The sequence below is a fragment of the Pantoea sp. YR525 genome (assembly GCF_900116775.1).
GTDB lineage: Bacteria > Pseudomonadota > Gammaproteobacteria > Enterobacterales > Enterobacteriaceae > Pantoea > Pantoea symbiotica.
In genome coordinates this window covers 49,616-71,120 of sequence record NZ_FPBU01000011.1, presented here as the reverse complement: position 1 = coordinate 71,120, position 21,505 = coordinate 49,616, and the positions used below count along the sequence as shown (strand labels likewise).

Here is a 21,505-nt window from a genome sequence, read left to right as displayed (position 1 = left end):
CGCAACCGGAAATGTTGTCGTGATGTGCACGATAAATTGTCAGGTTTGACAGGCGGCAGCAACATCGTTGATCACTTGTCGCAACCATTGATGAGCTGGATTTTCCTGAGTGCGACGATGCCACAATAAATGAAAGGTTATGGTTGGCAGTTCAATGGGTGGCGTGAACACGTTGATAAGCGTTTGATTTGCTGTGTGAGTTGCCACACGACTTAGCACGGTGGCGATAAAATCGGTGCCAGGTAACAACGCCGGTACAGAAAACATCGTGGGTAACGTCAAGCCGATATCGCGTACCAGGTTATGTTCACGCAACTTTTGATCCACCAATCCATAATGATTGCCTTCCGGCGACACCAGAATATGACGCATCGCGACAAAAGATTTCAGGTCGATTCCTTTTTCTGCGACGTCATGGTGGCGTCCAATCATAGTGACAAAATCATCGGTTAATAACGGATGAGAAAGTATCCGGTTTTCAGCCTTGGTCGGGGGCACGCCAATCGCTATATCAATTTTCCCGGCATCTAATAAGGGCACCGTTTCATCACGATCGGTAAAATAGCGCACGTGAATACTGCAATTCGGCGCTAATAAAGCCAGTTTCTGCGTTAAAGAAGGCAAAAGTACATGGAGTGGATATTCCGTCAATCCCAAGGTAAAACTACGCGCTTGAGTAACTGGATCGAAAATGTGAGTTGGATTCATCAGGTTTCTCACCTGCCCTAACGCTTCAGCAACCGGCACGGCGATCTCTTGTGCTTTGGCTGTCGGCAGCAAGCCTTCGGCACTACGAATAAACAGCGGATCGTTAAATACGCGCCGTAAGCGAGATAATGCTGCACTCATCGCCGGTTGGCTTACGCCCGCAATGGCGGCGGCTTTAGTGACATTACGTTCCAGCATCAACGCATTAAACGCCACCAGCAGGTTGAGGTCGAATCCATCAAAATTCATATTTTATATAATGCTGTATATTAACCATTTGTTGGATTGATAGTGACATATTCAGGAATACTGCTCAAGCCGGTTAGACACACCCTTAAACTTGATGCAAAGGAACCCCTATGAATGTCACAACCGAATTAAACCAACGCCTTAAAGCAGAGCGTGAAGCGGTAGAAATGCTGTATCGCGCCTTTAGTGATAAAAACCCTGATTTACTGGATTTAGCCGTAACTAAAGATTGGAATGACATTCCTTTAGGCCCGGGACAAGGTCCGGGACCCGAAGGCTTTAAACCGTTGCTGGTGGGTTTTATTAAAGCGTTTCCTGATATCAACATCACCGTGCACGATATGGTGCAAGAGCCGGGGAAAATCGCGGTTCGCGCCGAAATCACCGGCACGCATCACGGCGAGTTTATGGGGATTGCGCCAACCGGACGCGGCATAAGCGTGCGTCTTCATGAATTTCATCTACTGGATGGTGAACGCGTTACCACAACCTGGCATATGGAAGATTGGCTCGCAATGTTCCAGCAGTTGGGCCAGTTTCCGCCGGCTTAACACTATGGCTTCTCCGTACTGAATTAACCCCTAATCTGCCCCAGTTTATATATAAAATTTTAACTGTGATTACAGGTCGCCATAGCCAACTTATTTGCCTGATTAACCAAACCACAGCAGCAGGGCCGGAATTTACGGGGGAAATCATTAAAGTATGTTGTAACTATGTCGTGTAACATTGGGGCAGCGGCGAATTTCAATCCATAATGACGGGTAAAGTTCAGCGTCATCAGCATCTTATCGCGCCAGGCTCAGGCGATTTCAGGGTGAAATCGCCTGCAACAATGTGCAGGCGAATAACGTTTACCAGCGCGTCGCTTGCATATCGATAACGAAGCGATACTTCACATCGCCCTTCAACATGCGTGCGAACGCAGTTTCGATAGCTTCGCCGCCAATTAACTCAATGTCAGCAGTGATATTGTGCTGGCCGCAGAAATCCAGCATTTCCTGGGTTTCCTGAATACTACCAATCGATGAGCCGCTGATGCTCAAACGACGATTCACCATCGGCGTGACGTTTGGAGACTGGTGCGGCTGCTCGGGAATGCCGACCAGCACTAAACGACCGTTGGTTTTCAGCGTGGCAAGGTAAGGATCGAGATCGTGCGGCGCTGAGACGCAATCCACGATGAAATCGAGTGAAGTTTGTGCCGCCGCCATCTGCTCCGCATCACGTGAAACCACTACGCGCGCAGCACCCAAACGCAGCGCATCTTCACCTTTGGCCGGTGAAGTGGTGAACAGCGTGACTTCCGCGCCCATTGCACTCGCCAGTTTAACCGCCATATGACCCAATCCACCCAAGCCGACCACGCCAACTTTATCACCGGCTTTCACGTTAAAGTGACGCAGCGGCGACCACACAGTGACGCCCGCACACAACAGCGGCGCAACGCCCGCTAACGGTAAGGTTTGGGGTACGGACACCACGAAGTGCTGATCGACCACGACATTTTGTGCGTAGCCGCCCCACGTGCTGTCGCCAGTGTATTTATCGATGCCGTTGTAAGTTGCAACAAAGCCGGATTCACAATATTGCTCTTCTTTATGCTGGCAGAAATGGCATTCGCGGCAGGAATCGACCATCACGCCCACGCCCACGACATCGCCCGCTTTGAAATGGGTTACGTCCGCGCCGGTTTCCACCACGCGTCCGACGATTTCATGTCCTGGCACCAGCGGATAGCGGCTGACCGCCCATTCGTTACGTGCCATATGCAGATCCGAATGGCACACGCCGCAGTACAAAATTTCAATTTTGACATCCTGCAGCTGCAGCGGGCGCAGTGCAATCTGGCTGGAAGAGAGCGGTTTAGCCGCGTCGTGCGCGACTAATGCATTGATTTTCATAGTGCCTCCGTAATGAACTGGCTTTAGCTAGCTGAAGGCGGCAGACTATAGTGAACATGGTGCGAAATTGATAGTAGTTACCATTTGGTAACCATACAGGAGGCGCAAACGATGCCCGCAATTATTGACGGTAAGCTGTTTTTTTATGCGGATTCGCCGCCGCGGCGGCTAATGGATCTGTTTTCAGTGAAATGGAGCAGCATGGTTCTGCACGCGCTGTATCACTGGCCGAACTATCGCGCACGCACCGGCGAGTTGCGGCGCAGCCTGCAGGGAATTTCGAAGAAGATGCTGTTTCAAACGCTGAAAGAGCTGGAACAGCGCGGGCTGATTGCCCGTCACGTTTATGATGTGGTGCCGCCGAAAGTCGATTACCGCTTAACGCCGCTCGGCATGACGTTCGCGGCACCGATTGAGCAGATGTATCAATGGGGGCTGGAGAATCAGGCGGCGCTGGATGAGATGGAAGCCCACTATCGCGCCGCTACGGACACGCCATCATCCGCGCTACACAATCCCGATCGTGCTGCTGACGCGGATTAAATACCACCAGACTTAAACCCGGTTTGCCTTCAACCGCGAAGGTGCTGTATTCCAGCTCGAGCACACCTTCGTCGGGCAGCCACAGCTGTTTGATGCCTTCGCCATGCTGGCTCACTTCCTGCGATTGCCACAGCTGGCGGAAGGTGTCGCTCATCTCGCACAGCTCTTCTACCAACGCGCGCACATGCTTGCTGGCGCCGGTTCGCGCCACGTCCGCGCGGAAGTTGGCCACCATGCCGCGTGTCACTTTATACCAGTCCGGGAGGCGCTCCTTCATCTCCTCGTTACGGAACATCATCAGCAGGATATTGCGCTGGGCGGGCGGCAGCTCGGCGTAATCAACAAACACTTTGGTCGCCGCGCGGTTCCACGCCACCACTTGCCACTCTGCGGTTTTCACCAGCGCTGGCGTGTTCTCCATGCTATCGAGTACGCGCTGTAGCGATGGCGAAACATCCACACCCGCTTGCCATGTCACGCCCGGCAGACGATTTTGCGCCAGCAAAAACAGGTGATCGCGCTCGGCAGCGCTCAGCTCCAATGCGCGAGCTAAACGTTCCAGCACTTCTTCCGAAGGCGCGCCGCCTCTGCCCTGCTCCAGCCACGTATACCATGTGGTGCTAACGCACGCGCGCACCGCCACTTCTTCCCGGCGCAGGCCCGGTGTGCGGCGGCGCAGCAAGGTGTAGCCGAGTTTCGCCGCATCAAGCCGCTGGCGGCGTTCGCGCAGATAGTTGCCGAGCACGTTGTCATCTTGCTGAGTCATGCCTTTATCCTGTTAGTGCGTATACCTGTATAAGCTCACGACTTTTCGCCGCGTCGCAGACTTTTATGATAGTGCTTCAACTTTGAAAAAGTGGAGCACCAATATGCGAATTTTTGTGACCGGGGCGAGCGGCTTTATCGGTTCCGCCATTGTGAAAAAACTGCAGGCACGCGGTTATCAGGTGCAAGGTCTGGCGCGCAGCGAGGCTTCCGCAGAAAAATTGCAGCAGCAAGGTGTGCAGGTTATTCGCGGCGATCTTGAAGATCTCGTCGGTCTGCGCAAGGCCGTTGAACAGAGCGACGGCGTGATCCACGCCGGATATATCCACGATTTCAGCCGCATGGACCATGCTGCCGACGTCGATCAGCGCGCGATTCTGGCGATGGGTGAAGTATTGGCAGGTTCAGATCGTCCGCTGATTGTCACCACCGGCACCGCGTTAGTGTCGCCGGGACGTCTCGCCACCGAACAAATCAGACCGACAGCGGGCGCGCATCCACGTTCCAATTCTAACGTCGCCGCGCTGGCGTTGGCCGACAGCGGCGTGCGCGTGGCGCTGGTGCGCTTACCGCCAACCGTGCATGGCGCGGGCGATCATGGATTTATTCCGATGATCATCAACATGGCGAAGGAGAAAGGTGCGGCGGTATATGTCGGCGACGGCGAGAATCGCTGGCCTGCGGTCCATCGCGATGATGCGGCTGAACTGTTTTGCCTGGCGGCCGAAAAGGCTGAGCCGGGTGCGATTCTGCATGCGGTGCAGGAAGAAGGTGTACCGTTCCGTCAGATTGCCGAAACTATCGGCGCCGGATTAGCGCTGCCGGTAAAAAGCCTGACGCTGGAAGAAGCCAAAGAGTGGTTAGGCTGGATGGCGTTCTTCGCGTCTACCGATAATCCGTCCTCCAGCGCGTGGACGCGTGAGACGTTTAACTGGCAGCCGCGTGGGCCGGGATTACTGCAGGATATGCGTGAAAGCGGATATTTTGCATAAAATGTATAATTATTTGCAGCGCACCGTGATTGGTGCGCTTATTTCTACTTTCATCGCATACAGATTCAAATAACACATTGGGATATAGAGTTAAAAGAAAAGAACTGGGACACTAACATTCATGTTCTTTTTATGGATTAGATAATCATCAGGGATGTTGTAGCGCTCATTGTCATTCCCGGGCTGAAGTTCTTGCATCACATAATTTTCAACTGCTTGCTTATACGTTGCATTATCCTCAATACTCTCAAGCTCCTCTATTTCTTGTACAAGAATATTCAAACCAATCAAACACTTCTCCAAATTCAGCAGCACCTTTCCAGTATGATTGGAAATGCTAATTCCATGCCCGCGACGTTTAAGCCAGGAAAATAATAGTACACCAGTTGCAGCATCAAAGTTACTCGTCGCATCGTGTTGTGCAGGATAACGAGCTAATCTTTCGAATAAAATGAAATCAGTTACTTCTCGCCACCATGTATAATGATGCTTTTGCACTCTGAGAATGGTTAGACAATCAACTTTAATTTCTTCCAAAACACCAACCCAAAAATTCATTTTGACTTGAATGTTTTTATTAAACGGACGAGGTCCGCAGTGATGATAATAGTCGTGTAAGTATCCCCATACCGTGCGCGCTGCGTAGCAATTCTCAGCGCTTAACAATTGTGATGTTTGCCCTTGAAAATCAAATAAAGATCCTACTCTACGCAATGTGTCTTTTTGGTAGATAGCATGGAATTTATTAAAAAAGAACATCGCAAAGTGTTGTTTATCGACCTTATTTCTTGTTTTAACATTTTCCGGAAAGAAAACTAAACAATGCCCTACGCTGAAACCTGAAGACGAAGCAATGAGTTGCATAGTTTGGCTGACATTTTGTGGATGTGGTAAATCAGCCATAATCGGTAACAAGACATCGGGTTCTTTTCGTTGCGCAAAAAAGCATTCCAGCCAATAACCTTTTTCTTTATGACTATTAGGCGTAATGATTGAAGCCAGGTAAAAAGTTTGACCGCCATCTATAGGAGGAACATAACTCTCTAATGACCGTTTAAAACAGGGTGCATTATTTAGCCCAATTCTTTTCCATTCACCAAAATCTTTATTCAATTGTACGGCATAATCGGATTGTTTTAGAGCATCCAATATCTCAGCAGACAAAGCAGTGATTTCATCTAACAAATACTCAGCTTTATCTAAACTACGTGCTATCGCGCCAGTAGCATTTTGAAATTTATTGAACTCATGTATACGAGGACACAATTCAGTAATAACTTTATTCCTAATCCATTCCATAATGATACTCCTTAGTCTCGATGACCATGGATCGTGAAACACATTGGTATCTCACCAAAGTCTTGCATGATCTTTAAATTATTATCTTGTGCAGCCTTTAACGTTGTAATACATGCGGTAACGTTTCCACTAATACACTCCAGCGCCGCCTGTACATTACTTGATACAAAACGAACATCCTGACTGTATGTATACGCAAGATGGGATGGCGCAGGATGACAAGCTATTGTGAGTTCTTCCATATTTGACGAACTACTATGATTTTTTGCCAATACCATATTCCACGTTGGCATTACAAAACTATCCTGAATCTCTAAAAAGTCCAAGTTCTCAAATACAATTTTATGTAAGTTTGGATAGACGGCACATCCTAATAATAGATCATGTGTATTCTTCCTGACTTCAATGAGAGCATCCTCAAGTGTTGAATAAAGCTCAACATCACCATCGACCTTCTTACTTTCCAGCCAAAGATAACCTGCTTTTTCACAATTGGTTCCTTTTGGCCCCAAAGTGTGAATTTTGATTTTACGATTCATACCACCCTCCATAATCACAGAATCTATAGATATTTTATTTTTAGACTTTTTTGCAAATCATAATAAAAAGCTTCACAAGCTGCATGATCCGTATGACGCGTTAAAATAAATCCTGGATAACCTGAAAAATGAGGGTATGGAAGAACTTTATGCCCAGCATCCATAAATTCAAAAACGTATTGCACCTCAGGTTTTTCACGGAGATTAGCTAACCCATCAATCTCGATAAATATTCCACTTCCTTGCACAGGAATAATATAATTTCCGGCAGTAAATATCGACTTAGCCATTAACTCCAATTTTATAGGAATCTCCATGCCAAACGCCTGGCAAATAACCAATTGGAGAAAGTTTATATCCGTGCTCGCTTTCACAATATAATGTGATATTCCGGACCCACCCACGCGTGGTGCGACTTCAATAACAAAAGGCTTTTGCTTATGGTCAATACGTAGTTCAACATGTGCGGGTCCCTCACTAATTCCCAAGGCCTTAAGTGCACGTCTGACTTCATCTGCAATTTCGTCTCGCAGTTTTTCATCAATATTAGCAGGTGCAATATAAACTCCCTCTTCAAAGTAGGGACCTTTGCTATTACCTTTGTCACCGATTGAAAGCACCGTCACTTCACCACAATGAGAAAATGTTTCAATAGCAAACTCTGGTCCATCAATAAATGACTCGAGTAGAACACCTCCCTTGTCATAGATAAAATTTTTCAATTGCGTGTTATTAATTTCCCATACTTTATCTATAGCACTTTTCAATTCATCATGGTTATTAGCTCTGGTAACTCCCTGACTGGAGAAGCCATTAGTAGGCTTGACGACAAGCGGAAATTTAATTTGTTCAACATTTGGATATTCTCCTTCTTTTAGCTCGATATAGGATGGTGTATTTAGGCCATTATCATGCAGAACGCGCCGCGTCATGTTTTTATTTCTACACTGCTCAACCACGTATTCTGGTAAGAAAGGTAATCCTAACTGGTGAGCAATTTTAGCTGCGAAGTCTAACGCCGGTTCAAACAGTGTTAAAACACCATCGATTGGATGTTCTCTATTTGCTAGCATTACTTTATTTATTGCCTCTTCTTCATCGTCGAACAATGGCAAAGCAATGCTTCTGACTACAGCGGGAAGCACGGGCGGCGGCGGCTCATTTTCGTTATAAAAAAACGTAATCTCAACGCCCATCGCTTGAGCTTCATCAAAGACAAATGGCAGTTTTCTATTCTGACAAATTATGGCCAGGTTTTTCTTCTGAGTTGACATTGAGGGTTTCCTTTTTACGTTGTGGTAAGATTATTAACATTACTCCGAGGACAACTACTGCCGTACCTATAATTACCGCTATCGTAATTTCTTCATCAAGAATGACGAAGCCCATATACAACGCAATAACTGGAGAAATGAATAAATGCGATGTTGCTTTAGAAATATGCCAATGTTTAAGCAGAGTTATATTAAGCGTAAAGCCTAACACTGATCCTATTACTGCTAAATAAAGAAGAGCACCTAAACTCTCCCCATTAAAAAAACGGTTGCCACTTTCGATCATTAAGCTTGTAATCAAGAGAAAAAAACTGCCACTAAGCATGGAGAGTGCAACAAAACTAAGAAGAGGAAGCGTTTTAATATGCTTTTGTATTTTTAGCGTTATAGCGGCTGAACTGCCCATGGCGCCTAACACTGCTAACATAGCAATAAAACTTTTTTCATTATCTTGTAAGGATATCCCTTCACCAAAAACCACACAGATACCCATGATGGCGCATACAACGCCTATCAATTGCCTACAAGTTGCAGGCTTGCCGCGTAAGAAATGGTTTAGAAGCAGTGCATATACACTAATACCAGAAGCTAAAACTGCCACCAATCCACTAGGTATATATGTTGATGACCAGTAAACGGTTCCAAAAGGTATGGAGAAGTAAAACAGACCGTTCGCCAAAGCTAGAATGGAAACAGAGTAATTAATGAATAGCTTCTTCCTCAACAACAAATAAATCATGATAATGACACTTGCAATTAAAAACCGCATTCCGGCTGACCACAATGGAAGACTGTTATTTAATCCAAGCTTTTGTAATGCCCACGTTGTGCCTCCAATCGAACAAAGCATTATAAAAAACAAATAAACGCGAACTCTCGTTAAAAAGTTAAAAATGGATGACATAATTTGAGCGCTCCCTGCGCTATATATTAATGCGTTAAATTTAAAACCTCATTATTTTAATGCTTGAATTATTAGCGGCAACCGAATCCTTAAGCCCAGCTTATCAGAGCATAATGAAAACTCTAGCCATAATTCAATCACTACCTAATAAAAAGAAAAAACACTTGAATTACCAATCCCGCAGCGAACATTAAATTGACTTATAAATATAGCTTGTTATTTTCAGCTGCATTTTATTCCAAAGGCAGTGTAATGATTTAAAGCAAGGGAAATTTCCCACATCAATATAAGACACGTGAAATTATCGCAAGATAGGCTGAATTTAAAACATCGTCCAAACCATTGCATTACAATGATTTTATTTCACCAATGAAATTTAGTGTGAATGTAAAAAATACATATATGTCTTACTAAAAGAAATGATTAGATTCTAACGCTGCCCACGTTCTTAAAATTAGGCGCAAATGCCGTCATAAGAATTCCATAATTTATTATGTGACGGGTATTAGTAAGAGATATGAGTTAGCAGCTGACATTCAGAGTGAGCGTCATTGCCTGCAATGACGCTCCGCATCAATAACATCAACCAAACGGCACTTCGCGCGCCAGAATGCGGGCGATCACGTTAAGTGCGCCTTCGTCATTGTTGCTTTCGGTTCTGTAACGCGACACCGCGCTGACTGGCGCTGCGGCGTTCGCCATTGAGAAGCTGTAGCACGCCTGACGCAGCATTTCGATGTCGTTGGCGCTGTCGCCTACCGCCACCACTTCACAATCATCGATGCCCCATTTTTCCTGTAGCAGCGCGATGCCGTGCGCTTTGTGGCAGCCGGGAATGATCAAATCAACAAAACCAAAACCGCTGGATACAGGATGCATAATGTTTTCAATTGCGCCCAGCTCAGCGTGCAAACGTTCCATCAAGGCATCAACCCCTTCGTGCGCCAGATTCAGCGAGAACTTAAAGATGGTGTCGTCGATATCGTAAAGATTGTCGCGCTTTTCCAGACGATGATAATGATTCGCCAGCATGGCAATCACTTCGTCGGACATTGACGTGTGCACGTACGCTCCATTGCGGCCACAAACCACGGTGCTAATGTCCGGTTCTTTGGCGAGAATATCGAGGATTTGATGCACGCGTTCCTGCGCCAGTTCACCGCAAAAGATCTCTTCATTGCTATCAGAAACCCAGGCGCCGTTTTCCGCGACAAAAGCGATCTCATCTTTGATGTCAGGAAAGTAGCGCAGCAACTGATAATACTGATTGCCGCTGGCGACCACGAAACGAATGCCCTTCTCTTTCAACAACGCATACTGACGCGCAAAGCGCTGCGCGTTGTACTGTTTGTTGTCATCGAGAAAAGTGCCATCCATATCCACCGCAATCATCTTCACTGCCATTTTGCTCTCCCGTTTGCTTATTCGGCTCTATAAAGGTTTTGTTAAGCTTACTCGCGGTGTGGATTATTGAGAATGTGAATAATGAGTTTGTTAACCGCTTTCAGAGATTTCCAGTCCATCTTTTACTGTAAATCGGCGCCTTTTTCCCTGATCCAGGCACAAAACATCTCCGCCATCTCCTGGGCGTAAGCCTGAATCTCCTCTGGTGTGCGCGGCGATTCGGAAAAGTGTTTCCCAACATTGCCCAGCGTACTGTTCAATAAATCTGCGGCGCGCGCCCGTTCGGTCTCCTCTGACTGCGGTAATACTTCACGCAGAAAATCACTGATGACGTTTTCACCTGCCGCGCGCGCTTCCTGCACTTCCGGCGCATCACGATACAGAGGCGCGGCGTCATTCAGCGCGGTGCGCATCGCCGCTTCTTCGCATTCGGAATGTAAAAACGCCAGCGTGAGATCGTGGAGTCGCTGACGCGGTGTGTTGGCGGTATTACGCAGAATCGCGCCTAACAAATTGCCGGTGCGCTGCCATTCCTCGCTTTGCAATCTGAAAAGAATAGCCGCCTTATTGGGAAAATATTGATACAGCGATCCAATACTCACGCCGGCGCGTTCCGCCACCCGCGCCGTGGTGAAACGGGCGGCCCCTTCCAGTTCCAAAACCTGAGTAGCCGCTTGCAAAATGGCGGAAACCAGCTCGCTGGAGCGTGCCTGCTTGGGTCTTTTTCGCTCTGAAATCTTAGTGTTACGTGGCTCAGCCATCATCATCCCCTGAACACGAATAGTGAAATGCGAATAATTCATCGTATTCTGTTGGCACAGCAAAATCCACTTGGTATGCCCGGAGAACAACATGAATACCTTAACTTCTGCGCCACTGGCGCCGCTGCTGAATTACCTGTTTGAGCTGGCCGATAATATGGCGCATCCAACCAACGATGCATTCAGAACCATGTCTGACGCCGAACAACATCGCCTGCTGCACAGTAAAACCGATTACCTGGAACTTTACGGACATTTGAAGGAAGTCCCGCTGGCGGTATCACGTGAAACCGGCAAATTGCTGTATATGCTGGCGCGCAGCAGCCATGCCAAAACCATCGTTGAGTTTGGTACCTCGTTCGGTATTTCCACGCTGCATCTGGCGGCGGCGGTACGCGATAATGGCGGCGGCAACATCATCACCTGCGAATTTGAGCCGGGGAAAGTAGCATTAGCCCGAAACCATTTCGCCGATGCCGGCGTCAGCGATTTGATTGAGGTGCGCGTGGGCGATGCGTTGCAGACATTAAGCCGCGATCTCCCGGCCACCATCGATATGCTGGTGCTGGACGGCGCAAAAGCGATCTACCCGGAGATTGTGACGCTGGTGCAGCCGTTTTTGCGTCCCGGCGCGCTAATTGTTGCCGACGATGCCGATTTCAGCCCGGAATATCTGGAGCTGGTGCACAGCAGTAGAGGGTTTATGTCGCTGCCGTTTAATGATGGGGTTGAGGTTTCGATGTGGTTGGGAAAGGTGTAATTAAAAAAGGTCGCCATGAATGGCGACCCTACGATCAGTTAAACCATGGCTGGAAGGGATCGGGGAATTCTGCCCAATTATCGGGGCCGAGCGCCATTTCCTCATCGGTTAACAGCGCATGTTCCAGTTTGTTACGCAGCGCAGTTTCATCCATGTCGATGCCGATAAACACCAGTTCCTGACGCGCGTCGCCGGTACCGTCAACCCAGTTCTCTAAGATGTAGCCAAGGTTTTCCGCATCTTCTGGCCAGCGATCTTTAGGCACGCTGGCCCACCACATCCCGGCTAAACCCTGGCGCGACACGCCGCCCGCCTGCGACCATGAACCGGCATGACGCGGACGGCTGGCGAGCCAGAAGTAGCCTTTAGATCGCACCACGCCGCGCATCTCGTTTTCAATCAACTGGAAAAAACGCATCGGATGGAACGGGCGACGTGCGCGGAACACGAAGTTACGAATGCCGTACTCTTCCGTTTCTGGCGTGTGTTCGCCACGCAACTCCTGCAGCCAACCCGGCGCCTGTGCGGCGGCATCAAAATCAAACAAACCGGTGTTGAGCACCTGATCCAGCCCGACTTTGCCGAATTCAGAGGTAATGATGTTGGCGCGCGGATTGAGCGACGTCAGGATCGCCATTAATCGCGCTTTTTCCGTCTCATCAATCAGGTCGGTTTTGTTGAGGATCAGCACATCGCAGAACTCAATTTGATCGACCAGCAGATCCACCACCGTGCGCTCATCCTCCGCGCCCAACGATTCTCCGCGCGACTGAATGCTTTCGTTCGATTCATAGTCGCGCAGGAAGTTGAAGCCATCGACCACCGTCACCATGGTATCGAGCGCGGCGACTTCAGACAGACTTTGCCCCTCTTCATCGGCGAAGGTGAAGGTCTCCGCCACCGGCAGCGGTTCAGAAATACCGGTGGATTCGATCACCAGGTTATCGAAACGCCCATCTTTTGCCAGCCGATTCACCTCCAGCAGCAAATCTTCACGCAGCGTGCAGCAGATGCAGCCGTTGCTCATTTCCACCAGCTTTTCGTCGGTGCGCGACAGCTCTGCCCCGCCCTCGCGCACCAGCGCGGCATCGATATTCACTTCCGACATATCATTGACGATCACCGCCACGCGACGGCCTTCGCGGTTATTAAGAATATGATTGAGCAGCGTAGTTTTACCTGCGCCGAGAAAGCCGGAAAGCACGGTGACGGGAAGTTTTTTAAAACCATGCTGGTTTTGGGTTAATGCTGACATAGCAACTCCTCTGAATGACAACGTTCTCAAGGCGTATAGGCATACGCGCAGTGTTGGTTATGTTATAACATAACAATTAACGTTGTCATTGAGGAATGTTGATGGAGCGAATCGGTCGCCATAAATGGCGACCTTAGGGCGTAACAGAAAACCCGTTATTACTGATTGTTCGGGTAACTTAAATCAATCACGTTATCCGGCAACGTGGTGAAGTTTTTAACGATGCTACGGAAATCCGCGTTGGGCTTCAGATCGGCAAACTGTTGCGGATAGAGATCTTTCGCCAGAATTTCCATGCCGATGATGTTGTACGGATGGTTATAGAAGTGATGATACACGCCGTATACGCGGCCTTGCTTCACCGGCTCAATCTGCGCCAGGCCGGTGCGCTTCAGCAGCGTCTGGAAGGTGGCTTTCACTTCCTGCGGTTGCACGCCATAACCAAACGGCAGCACATTGGCGTTCGGACGCTTCGAACCGGTCATGATGTAAACATCCGGTTTCATGGCGATGATTTTCTCCAGCGCGACAAATCCGGCGTTGCCCGGCAACAGTTCAGAGCCGATATTTTTACCGCCCACCGCTTCCACCAATCCGCCCCAACCATTGTGGCTGTGCGTGAAGCAGCAGTTGTCGCTATTCCCGGCGATCGGTTCGATAAACACCGTTGGCTTATTTTTCACTTCTGCCACGCCCTGTGTAATGCGCGCGAATTTCTGCTGATAAAAATCGGTGTAAGCCTTGGCCTGGGTTTCGCGGTTCAGCACTTTACCGAGCAGTGTCACGCTCGGTGCAGTGTTCTGCGCCGGGTGCAGTTCGTAATCCACGAACACCACAGGAATATGCAGATTCTGCAACGTAGCGAGCACGCCCGATTGCTGAAGCGCCGGTTTGGCGCGCAATTGCGCAATCATCAAATCCGGTTTTTGCGCCAGCACGCTTTCAAGGTTGACCTGGCCCTGATCGTTAAAGCCCATATCAACGATTTTCGTCGCTTCCGGCCAGCGACCTTTCAGCAGATCCCAGGTTTGCGTGTCCTGCTTTTTGGGCAGATTGTTCCACGCCACCACGCGCTTAAACGGATCGTCGCGGTCCAGCAGCGCCAGCGTCAAAATGTCGCGGCCATCCTGCAGAATGATGTGCTGTGGCTCTTTACTGATGGTTTGTGTATTACCGTCCATATCGGTGACGGTCAGCGGATAAGTGGAGGCGGCAGCCGCCGTTGAAGCCAGTAATCCCATTGCCAAAAGCAGGCGCGTTTTCATCCCATAACTCCGTGGTAAAAAGAATAGTTATTATTATCAATTACCTTAACACAACCTTAAGTGGCGAGAATAAACGCCACTTCAATCAGGTGTAACGGAGTTTTACGAGGGCGCTGTCAGGTGAAATCAGACAGTTTTTGTCCTGAGGTGATCAGTTCCTGCAGCAACATCTGACGGCGTTCCTGCGGCGTATCGCGGCTGACCATAAAGCAGATTGCCGCCACGGCCTGGCCGCTACGCGAACGGATCGGCGCCGCCATGCAGCAGGTAAAGCTTTCAGATAAGCCTTCCGTCATGCAATAACCGAGTTTTCCGGCGTGATGAATTTCATCAAGAAACGCCTGCTTGTCGAGGATCTGGCCGCTGGCGAGGCGATAATCCTCCTCCGGGATCAGATCCAGAATCGCGCTATCCGACCAGTTACTCAGCAGCAAGCGGCCGGTCGCAGTCCAGGTAATTGGCACACGCACGCCGATATCCGAGGTAATTTTGAACGGATGCGCATTACTCTCAGAGAGCACCACGGTGTATTTATTGCCTTCCAGCATACAGAGCTGCACGGTTTCGCCGTGGCGCGCCACAATTTCCACCATCAATTGATGCGCCCGACGGATCAGATCGTTGTGCGCCATATAATCCGCACCGTAATAGTGCATCTCACGGCCAAAGAACACCGCGCCTTCGGCATCCAATTCTACCAAACCGGCTTCACTCAACAGGCTGACTAATTCATAGATGCTGGAACGCGGTGCGCCGGTTGCGTCGATCAACGCGCGCATCGACATCGGTTGGCGTGCGCTGTGCAACTGCCGAAAGATATCAATAACCCGGTCAACGCCGCGCGCCCGCGAGGTTTTTTCATCCGGCATAAACTCACTCCTTGGTGGCATGGCTATAAAAGGCATAGGCATTGAAAGAGAGGCATGATACACCGCGCACCAACATTTACCCATCCCGGATTAAATAAATATTAATCACCCGCCATTTATTACCACGATCAATTTTGGTGCCTCATTATGGCGCATCACGCTCACTGAGCCTTTATAAAAATACGATAGGGATCACACTCCAATTTAAATACGCACTCAACTTAAATTTATTTTGCGATCCGGACGACATCACAAAAAATTAAATAGCGGTGCACATATTGCAAAAGAAAATTTCCTGTGCAAATCTTGCCCTATCCAGTATTGCAGATAGCAGTCTGGTATATCAGACAACATAGTAAGCAGATTTTCGCTGCAACAGGAGCAGGAACGGATGACGATTAAACGTTATGGCGTCGAAGGCGGAACCGGCACCGGCGGGCAGAAACTGCCGTTTGCCCGCGCGGTGGAAGCCGATGGCTGGCTTTACATCTCCGGCCAAACGCCGATGCGCGACGGCGAAGTGGTGGAAGGTGGCATTATCGAACAGACCCAGCTGGCGTTCGAAAACTGTCTCACCATCATGCGTGAAGCCGGTTATCGCGTGGAAGATGTGGTACATGTCACGGCGGTATTAACCGACGCGCGTTATTTCAGTTCATTTAATAAAGTATTCAGTGAGATATTTAGCGGAAATCCACCGGCACGTATTTGTAGCGTGCAGGATTTAGTAGTCGACTGCAAAGTCGAAGTCGATATGAAATGCTTCCGCGCCGATCGTAAATAAATATTACGGTTAAAACAGGCTGGCGAATGTTTACTTTCTCCGCCCACACCAGGACAGCCTGTTATTAATTGATGCCTTTCTATTTTGCTGTGAAATAACGGTATTACACCGTTTCGTCAAAATTTTTAAAGAGAGCATAACAATGAAGACAACATCGCTAAAAGTGAGTCTCAACGCGCTAGCCGGCGCGCTGGTATTACTGACGCTGGCGGGCTGTACGCCAACCGAAGAGAAAAAAGAGGCGGGCGCCGCGCCGCAGTCAGCGCTGCAAACCGTATTGCAACGCGGCACGCTGCGCGTCGGTGATTGCCTGAGTTTCGCCCCGTTTGGGTTTTACGATAAAGACGGCAACCCGGATGGCTACGATGTTGATCTCGCTAAAGCGCTGGCTAAAGAGATGGGCGTGAAGCTGGAAATGGTCAACACCACCAGCGCCAACCGCATCCCTAACCTGCAAACCAATAAAGTGGATGTGGTGTTCTGTAACTTCACCCGTAATCTGGAACGCGCCAAAGAGATCGGCTTCACCAACCCGTATGTGGTAGCGAGTGAAGCGATGCTGGTGCGCAAAAATAGCGGCATCCAGTCAGCACACGATATGGGCGGCAAAACCATCGCCACGGTGAAAGGCTCAACCAACGGCGATGAAGTGCGCAATCTGGGCATTGACGTGAAAATTCAGGAGTACGACTCATCGCAGGCGGCCATCCTCGCGGTGAAACAGGGCCAGGCCGATGCGATGATCGAGGATAACAACTTCCTCGCCTATCAGGCCAAGCTCGACCCAACCTTAACCGTAACCAACGAAGCGCTGGTGCCGCTGGAATACAACGCCTTCGGTGTGAAACAGGGCGATCAGGTCTGGACCAACTACCTCAACGAATTCCTGTTTGAAATTAACGCCTCCGGCGAAAACGCCCAGCTGTATCAGAAATGGTTCGGCAACAAACCGCGTTATCCGCTGAATCCGCAATATTGATCCCCACGCGGCGCGGCAGCTGATGCTACGCCGCCCGAAGGAGCAGAACCATGAGTTATCAATGGCTAACCCTGTGGCGCTACGCCGACACTTTTCTTGACGCCGCATGGCTCACTTTGCAGGTGACGTTGCTGGCGTTTGCGCTGGCGGTGGCGCTCGGTTTGCTCTCGGCGCTGGCGAAAGCGTCGCCGCTGGCCCCGCTGCGCTGGATCAGTCACTGCTACGTTGAGTTCATCCGCAACACGCCGGTGCTGCTGCAGATCTTCATCATCTTCTTTGGTCTGCCGTCACTCGGCATCACCATGAGCGCCTTTACTGCGGGCGTGCTGGCGCTGGGGATTAACGTCGGTGCCTATCTGTCCGAAACCTTCCGCGCAGGGATTCAATCGGTGCCGAAAGGCCAGCTTGAAGCCGCATGGGTGCTGGGCATTCCACGTCGTCAGGTGTTTCTCACCGTGGTACTGCCGCAGGCGGCGCGCGCGGTGTGGCCCGCTATTATCAACAACCTGATTCAATTGCTGCTCGGCACATCGCTGCTGTCGGCGATTGCGCTGCCCGAACTGACCGGCACCGCCACGGTGATCAACGCGCGTACGCTGCTGTATATCCAGACCTTTAGCGTGGTGGCATTGGTGTATCTGGTGCTGAGCAACCTGTTCTCCTGGCTGGGTACGATTGCAGGACGGCGCATGTTCCACCCGCCGCTGGTGACCCCGATAAAAAAGTCCGCCTGGTGGTGGGCAAGAAAATGGCTGACTAATCCAGTGAAACGGGAGAACGCGCTATGAACGAGTTAATCATCAGTTCGTTACCGATTCTGCTAAAAGGGCTCGGTATCACGCTGCTGCTGTCGGTGGCTGCGATCATTGGCAGCACGCTGCTGGGCTTGTTGGCGGCGGTGTTGCGCACCAGCCGTTTGCCGGTCTTAAAGCAAATTGCGGTGATCTACACCGAGCTGTTTCGCGGCACGCCGGTGCTGATCACGCTGATGTTCATCTACTTCGGCGTGGCCTATTTTGGCTATGACATCAACCTGTTTGCCGCCGGTATTCTTGGTCTGAGCATCTATCAGGGCGCGTATATCGCCGAGGTGTTCCGCGCGGGTATTGAAGCGGTGCCGAAAGGTCAGTGGGAAGTGTCATGGATTTTGGGCCTGTCCAAACGCCAGACTTTTATGAGTGTGATCCTGCCACAAACGCGCGGCATCGTGCTGCCGCCGCTGGCGGGCCAGTATCTTTCCCTGATCAAAGACACCTCGATCGTCAGCATGATCGGCATGTCCGAACTGATGCATCAAGGCCAGGCGATTGTCGATCGCATCGGTCAGCCGGTCATCGTTTACGGCCTGGTCGCCCTGCTCTACTTCGCTGTCTGCTTCCCGCTTTCCCGTTGGGTTCAACATCATCAAACCAGGAGCCAAATTTCATGAGCAAATCCGCCATTACCTTAAGCCGGATAACCAAATCGTTTGGCGCAACCCAGGTGCTGAAAGAGATCAGCCTTGATGTTTCACCGGGTGAAGTGCTGGTGCTGATTGGCGCGTCCGGCTCCGGCAAAAGTACCGTGTTGCGCATCATGAGCGGACTGGAAGTGGCCGACGGCGGTGAAGTGTGGGTCAACGACGTGCCGCTGCACCAACGCAAACGCGCCAGTGAAATTTGCGGTCACGTTGGCATGGTGTTTCAGCAGTTCAACCTGTTCCCGCATAAAACCGCGCTCGGCAACGTGACGCTGGCGCTGATCAAAGCACAAAAGCTGTCGGAAGCCGAAGCCAATAAACGCGGCATGGCGGCGCTCACGCGCGTCGGACTGGCCGAGCGCGCGCATCACTATCCGGCGCAGCTTTCCGGTGGTCAGCAGCAGCGCGTGGCGATTGCCCGTGCGCTGGCGGTAGAACCAAAAATCATGTTCTTCGATGAAGCCACCTCAGCGCTGGATCCAGAACTGGTGGGCGAAGTAATGGAAGTGATGCGCAGCCTGGCGCGAGAAGGCATGACCATGGTGGTGGTGACGCACGAGATGGGCTTTGCGCGTAAAACCGCTGACCGCGTGGTGTTTATGGATCAGGGCGTGATTGCCGAACAAGGTTCGCCCGAGCAGATATTCGTCAACCCGCAGAACCCGCGCACTCAGCAGTTCTTATCGCGCGTACTTGAGCACTAACAGGAGGATCTATGTCGATTCGTTTTCCGCTGCAGGCGGATGGATTACTGGATGCGCAGCAAACCGCGCCACGTTTTAAATCGGTTGCGGGCGCCGGTGATGCACCGCTGGCTATTGGCACTGCGGTGCTCAGCAGCGATCAGGTGTTTTCGCCGCTGATGATCATGAAGCAGTCGGCGCTGGAGAATAACCTGCGCCAGCTGGCGGACTTCTGCCGCGAAAATGGCGTGATGCTCGCCGCGCACGGGAAAACCTCGATGTCCCCCGCCATTCTGCGCCGCGCGATTACCGAAGGCGGCGCGTGGGGTTTGGGTGCCGCTACGCCTGCGCAGGTTCGCGCGCTGCGCCAGTTCGGCATCCGCAATGTGTTTCTCGCCAATGAACTGGTCGATCCGGCGGGCATTCGCTGGATTGCGCAGTGGCAACGGCAGCATCCCGATCACGGCTTCCTGTGTTACGTCGATTCGCTGCAAGGCGTGAACCTTTTGGCGCAGAACCTCGGCGACAGCCAGATTTCGGTGCTGCTGGAGATGTCAGTAAGCGGCGGCCGCACTGGCTGTCGTTCTCAGCAGGACGCAGTGGCGATTGCCGAAGCGATCGCCGCCTGCCCCGCGCTCAAGCTGGTGGGCGTTGCCGGTTATGAGGGCGCGCTGGGCGCAAACCGTGATGAAAGCGGCATTCAGCGTGTGAAAGATTACTGCCAGCTGATGATCGCTACCGCTGAATTGCTGGCGGAAAAGCAGCTGTTCGGCAGCGATCACATCATCCTCAGCGCCGGTGGCGGCGCCTGGTTTGATGTGGTGACGGCGTGCTTCACCGCAGCAAAACTGCCGCTGCCGATGACGCCGCTGATCCGTTCCGGTGCCTATATGGCGCACGACAGCGGATTGTATGCGCGCATCGCGCCCTTTGCTCAGCCGGGCGCAACACATCATTTTGCTGCCGCGCTGGAGATTTGGGGCCGCGTGTTATCGCGTCCGGAACCGGGCCTGGCGTTCGTGGATTTCGGTCGCCGCGATGTACCCTTCGATCAGGATCTGCCGAATCCGCTGTGGGTCCGCAACGCCGATGGCAGCACCCCGCGCACCGCAACGCATCTGCGTATCAGTGATGTAAACGATCAGCACGCTTATTTGCTATTGCCGGAGGATGAGCCGTTGCAGGTAGGCGATTGGGTTGGCTGCGGTATTTCGCATCCTTGTACCGCATTCGATAAATGGCGCTATCTACCGCTGGTGGATGATGATTATTGCGTCACAGATTCACTGGAAACAGCGTTTTGATGAGTTTTTGTACCTTTTATGCAGGGTCGCCATTTATGGCGACCCATTGCGCATAGATTTGTGCGTTATGAAATGTGGATGGTCGCCATAAATGGCGACCCTACAAAAGCGCGAGTTTAACGGCGTCTTCTGCGTGGATTAAGGTGGTATCGAACAGCGGAACGCTGGCATCTTCCGTCTTCACCAACAAGGTGATTTCGGTGCAACCGAGAATGATCGCCTCTGCGCCCTGCTCCACCAGCTCGGCAATAATCTTGCGATATTGCGCGCGTGATTCATCACGGATCACGCCAAGACAGAGTTCCTGATAGATGATGTCGTGCACCACTTTGCGTCCTGCCGCATCGGGCACCAGCACCTCAATCTCCGACTGATTAAGCCGGCCTTTATAGAATTCCTGCTCCATGGTGAACGCCGTAGCTAGCAAACCGACTTTTTTCACGCCCGCCTGACGAATGCGCTGCGCCGTGGCATCGGCGATATGCAGCAGCGGAATGCTGACCGCATCGGTGATCTGCTGCGCGACTTTGTGCATGGTGTTGGTACAGAGCACGATAAAATCTGCGCCACCTTTCTCCAAACTGATCGCCGCGTCTGCCAATATCTCACCCGCTTTTTGCCACTCGCCTGCGGCCTGCAGCTTTTCGATTTCGTGGAAATCGACGCTGTACATCAGGCTGCGCGCGGAGTGCAAACCGCCCAGCTGCTGCTTCACCTGCTCATTGATAATACGGTAATAGAGCGCGGTGGATTCCCAGCTCATCCCGCCAATCAAACCGATCATTTTCATCTGCTTAACTCCGTT

The 21,505-nt window shown here is 50.8% G+C and carries 23 protein-coding genes; 10 read left to right on the top strand and 13 right to left on the bottom strand.

Annotated features, from left to right (window positions below; genetic code table 11):
- Positions 1–39 precede the first annotated feature (39 nt).
- Positions 40–957: a LysR family transcriptional regulator gene (locus BM323_RS20760; protein WP_008109124.1), complete on the bottom strand. Its 918-nt coding sequence runs from the start codon at positions 955–957 to the stop codon at positions 40–42.
- A gap of 110 nt (positions 958–1,067) precedes the next feature.
- On the opposite strand from BM323_RS20760, the gene BM323_RS20755 reads away from it, so the two are divergent.
- Positions 1,068–1,508: an ester cyclase gene (locus BM323_RS20755; protein ID WP_008109126.1), complete on the top strand. Its 441-nt coding sequence runs from the start codon at positions 1,068–1,070 to the stop codon at positions 1,506–1,508.
- Between the two features lie 303 nt (positions 1,509–1,811).
- Here BM323_RS20755 and BM323_RS20750 read toward each other — a convergent pair whose 3' ends face one another.
- Positions 1,812–2,861, bottom strand: coding sequence for an NAD(P)-dependent alcohol dehydrogenase (locus BM323_RS20750; protein ID WP_008109128.1), 1,050 nt, complete (start codon positions 2,859–2,861; stop codon positions 1,812–1,814).
- 111 nt (positions 2,862–2,972) lie between these two features.
- On the opposite strand from BM323_RS20750, the gene BM323_RS20745 reads away from it, so the two are divergent.
- Positions 2,973–3,404, top strand: a complete 432-nt coding sequence (locus BM323_RS20745; RefSeq protein ID WP_008109130.1) for a winged helix-turn-helix transcriptional regulator — start codon at positions 2,973–2,975, stop codon at positions 3,402–3,404.
- Here the strand turns inward: BM323_RS20745 and BM323_RS20740 are convergent.
- Positions 3,346–4,170 carry a helix-turn-helix transcriptional regulator gene (locus tag BM323_RS20740; protein ID WP_008109132.1) on the bottom strand — a complete coding sequence of 275 codons (825 nt, stop codon included), beginning with the start codon at positions 4,168–4,170 and terminating at the stop codon, positions 3,346–3,348. The two genes, BM323_RS20745 and BM323_RS20740, sit on opposite strands and share 59 nt — an antisense overlap.
- A gap of 103 nt (positions 4,171–4,273) precedes the next feature.
- Here BM323_RS20740 and BM323_RS20735 point away from each other — a divergent pair, with 103 nt between their 5' ends.
- On the top strand, positions 4,274–5,161 hold the full coding sequence (locus tag BM323_RS20735; RefSeq protein ID WP_008109134.1) for an SDR family oxidoreductase: 888 nt from the start codon (positions 4,274–4,276) through the stop codon (positions 5,159–5,161).
- A 90-nt stretch (positions 5,162–5,251) separates the two neighbouring features.
- Here BM323_RS20735 and BM323_RS24535 read toward each other — a convergent pair whose 3' ends face one another.
- From BM323_RS24535 to BM323_RS20705, 6 genes are all read right to left on the bottom strand, one after another.
- Entirely contained in the window at positions 5,252–6,460 is a 1,209-nt protein-coding gene (locus BM323_RS24535) for a DUF6421 family protein (protein WP_008109136.1), read from the bottom strand.
- Between the two features lie 11 nt (positions 6,461–6,471).
- Positions 6,472–6,999, bottom strand: a complete 528-nt coding sequence (locus tag BM323_RS20725) for a type 2 periplasmic-binding domain-containing protein (protein ID WP_008109138.1) — start codon at positions 6,997–6,999, stop codon at positions 6,472–6,474.
- A 23-nt stretch (positions 7,000–7,022) separates the two neighbouring features.
- Positions 7,023–8,273, bottom strand: coding sequence for an ATP-grasp domain-containing protein (locus BM323_RS20720; RefSeq protein ID WP_008109139.1), 1,251 nt, complete (start codon positions 8,271–8,273; stop codon positions 7,023–7,025).
- A complete protein-coding gene (locus BM323_RS20715) occupies positions 8,230–9,177 on the bottom strand; it encodes a DMT family transporter (RefSeq protein ID WP_008109140.1) in 948 nt (315 codons plus the stop codon). The genes BM323_RS20720 and BM323_RS20715 overlap by 44 nt, the downstream gene beginning before the upstream one ends.
- A 582-nt stretch (positions 9,178–9,759) precedes the next feature.
- Complete coding sequence (locus BM323_RS20710; RefSeq protein ID WP_008109141.1) at positions 9,760–10,581, bottom strand: Cof-type HAD-IIB family hydrolase; 822 nt, start codon at positions 10,579–10,581, stop codon at positions 9,760–9,762.
- Between the two features lie 122 nt (positions 10,582–10,703).
- A complete protein-coding gene (locus tag BM323_RS20705) occupies positions 10,704–11,342 on the bottom strand; it encodes a TetR/AcrR family transcriptional regulator (protein ID WP_036649735.1) in 639 nt (212 codons plus the stop codon).
- A gap of 91 nt (positions 11,343–11,433) precedes the next feature.
- On the opposite strand from BM323_RS20705, the gene BM323_RS20700 reads away from it, so the two are divergent.
- Positions 11,434–12,102, top strand: a complete 669-nt coding sequence (locus BM323_RS20700; RefSeq protein WP_008109143.1) for an O-methyltransferase — start codon at positions 11,434–11,436, stop codon at positions 12,100–12,102.
- Positions 12,103–12,136: 34 nt separating this feature from the next.
- On the opposite strand, the gene zigA is transcribed toward BM323_RS20700, so the two are convergent.
- From zigA to BM323_RS20685, 3 genes are all read right to left on the bottom strand, one after another.
- The gene (gene zigA / locus BM323_RS20695; protein ID WP_008109144.1) at positions 12,137–13,357 is read right to left on the bottom strand and encodes a zinc metallochaperone GTPase ZigA; all 1,221 of its coding nucleotides are present in this window, start codon (positions 13,355–13,357) and stop codon (positions 12,137–12,139) included.
- 158 nt (positions 13,358–13,515) lie between these two features.
- On the bottom strand, positions 13,516–14,622 hold the full coding sequence (locus BM323_RS20690; protein WP_008109145.1) for an ABC transporter substrate-binding protein: 1,107 nt from the start codon (positions 14,620–14,622) through the stop codon (positions 13,516–13,518).
- Between the two features lie 116 nt (positions 14,623–14,738).
- Complete coding sequence (locus BM323_RS20685; protein WP_008109148.1) at positions 14,739–15,491, bottom strand: IclR family transcriptional regulator; 753 nt, start codon at positions 15,489–15,491, stop codon at positions 14,739–14,741.
- Between the two features lie 391 nt (positions 15,492–15,882).
- Between BM323_RS20685 and BM323_RS20680 the strand changes: the two genes are divergently transcribed.
- From BM323_RS20680 to BM323_RS20655, 6 genes are all read left to right on the top strand, one after another.
- Positions 15,883–16,275 carry a RidA family protein gene (locus BM323_RS20680; RefSeq protein WP_008109150.1) on the top strand — a complete coding sequence of 131 codons (393 nt, stop codon included), beginning with the start codon at positions 15,883–15,885 and terminating at the stop codon, positions 16,273–16,275.
- 142 nt (positions 16,276–16,417) lie between these two features.
- Positions 16,418–17,254 (top strand): ABC transporter substrate-binding protein, encoded by an 837-nt coding sequence (locus tag BM323_RS20675; protein WP_008109152.1) that lies wholly within the window; start codon positions 16,418–16,420, stop codon positions 17,252–17,254.
- Between the two features lie 50 nt (positions 17,255–17,304).
- Positions 17,305–18,042, top strand: coding sequence for an amino acid ABC transporter permease (locus tag BM323_RS20670; protein ID WP_008109154.1), 738 nt, complete (start codon positions 17,305–17,307; stop codon positions 18,040–18,042).
- Positions 18,039–18,683: an amino acid ABC transporter permease gene (locus BM323_RS20665; protein ID WP_008109156.1), complete on the top strand. Its 645-nt coding sequence runs from the start codon at positions 18,039–18,041 to the stop codon at positions 18,681–18,683. Before BM323_RS20670 ends, BM323_RS20665 begins: the two co-directional genes overlap by 4 nt.
- Complete coding sequence (locus BM323_RS20660; protein WP_008109157.1) at positions 18,680–19,417, top strand: amino acid ABC transporter ATP-binding protein; 738 nt, start codon at positions 18,680–18,682, stop codon at positions 19,415–19,417. Before BM323_RS20665 ends, BM323_RS20660 begins: the two co-directional genes overlap by 4 nt.
- Before the next feature lie 11 nt (positions 19,418–19,428).
- Complete coding sequence (locus BM323_RS20655; RefSeq protein ID WP_008109158.1) at positions 19,429–20,700, top strand: alanine racemase; 1,272 nt, start codon at positions 19,429–19,431, stop codon at positions 20,698–20,700.
- A 100-nt stretch (positions 20,701–20,800) separates the two neighbouring features.
- Here the strand turns inward: BM323_RS20655 and BM323_RS20650 are convergent, their stop codons facing one another.
- Complete coding sequence (locus BM323_RS20650; protein ID WP_008109159.1) at positions 20,801–21,490, bottom strand: aspartate/glutamate racemase family protein; 690 nt, start codon at positions 21,488–21,490, stop codon at positions 20,801–20,803.
- Positions 21,491–21,505: the final 15 nt, after the last annotated feature.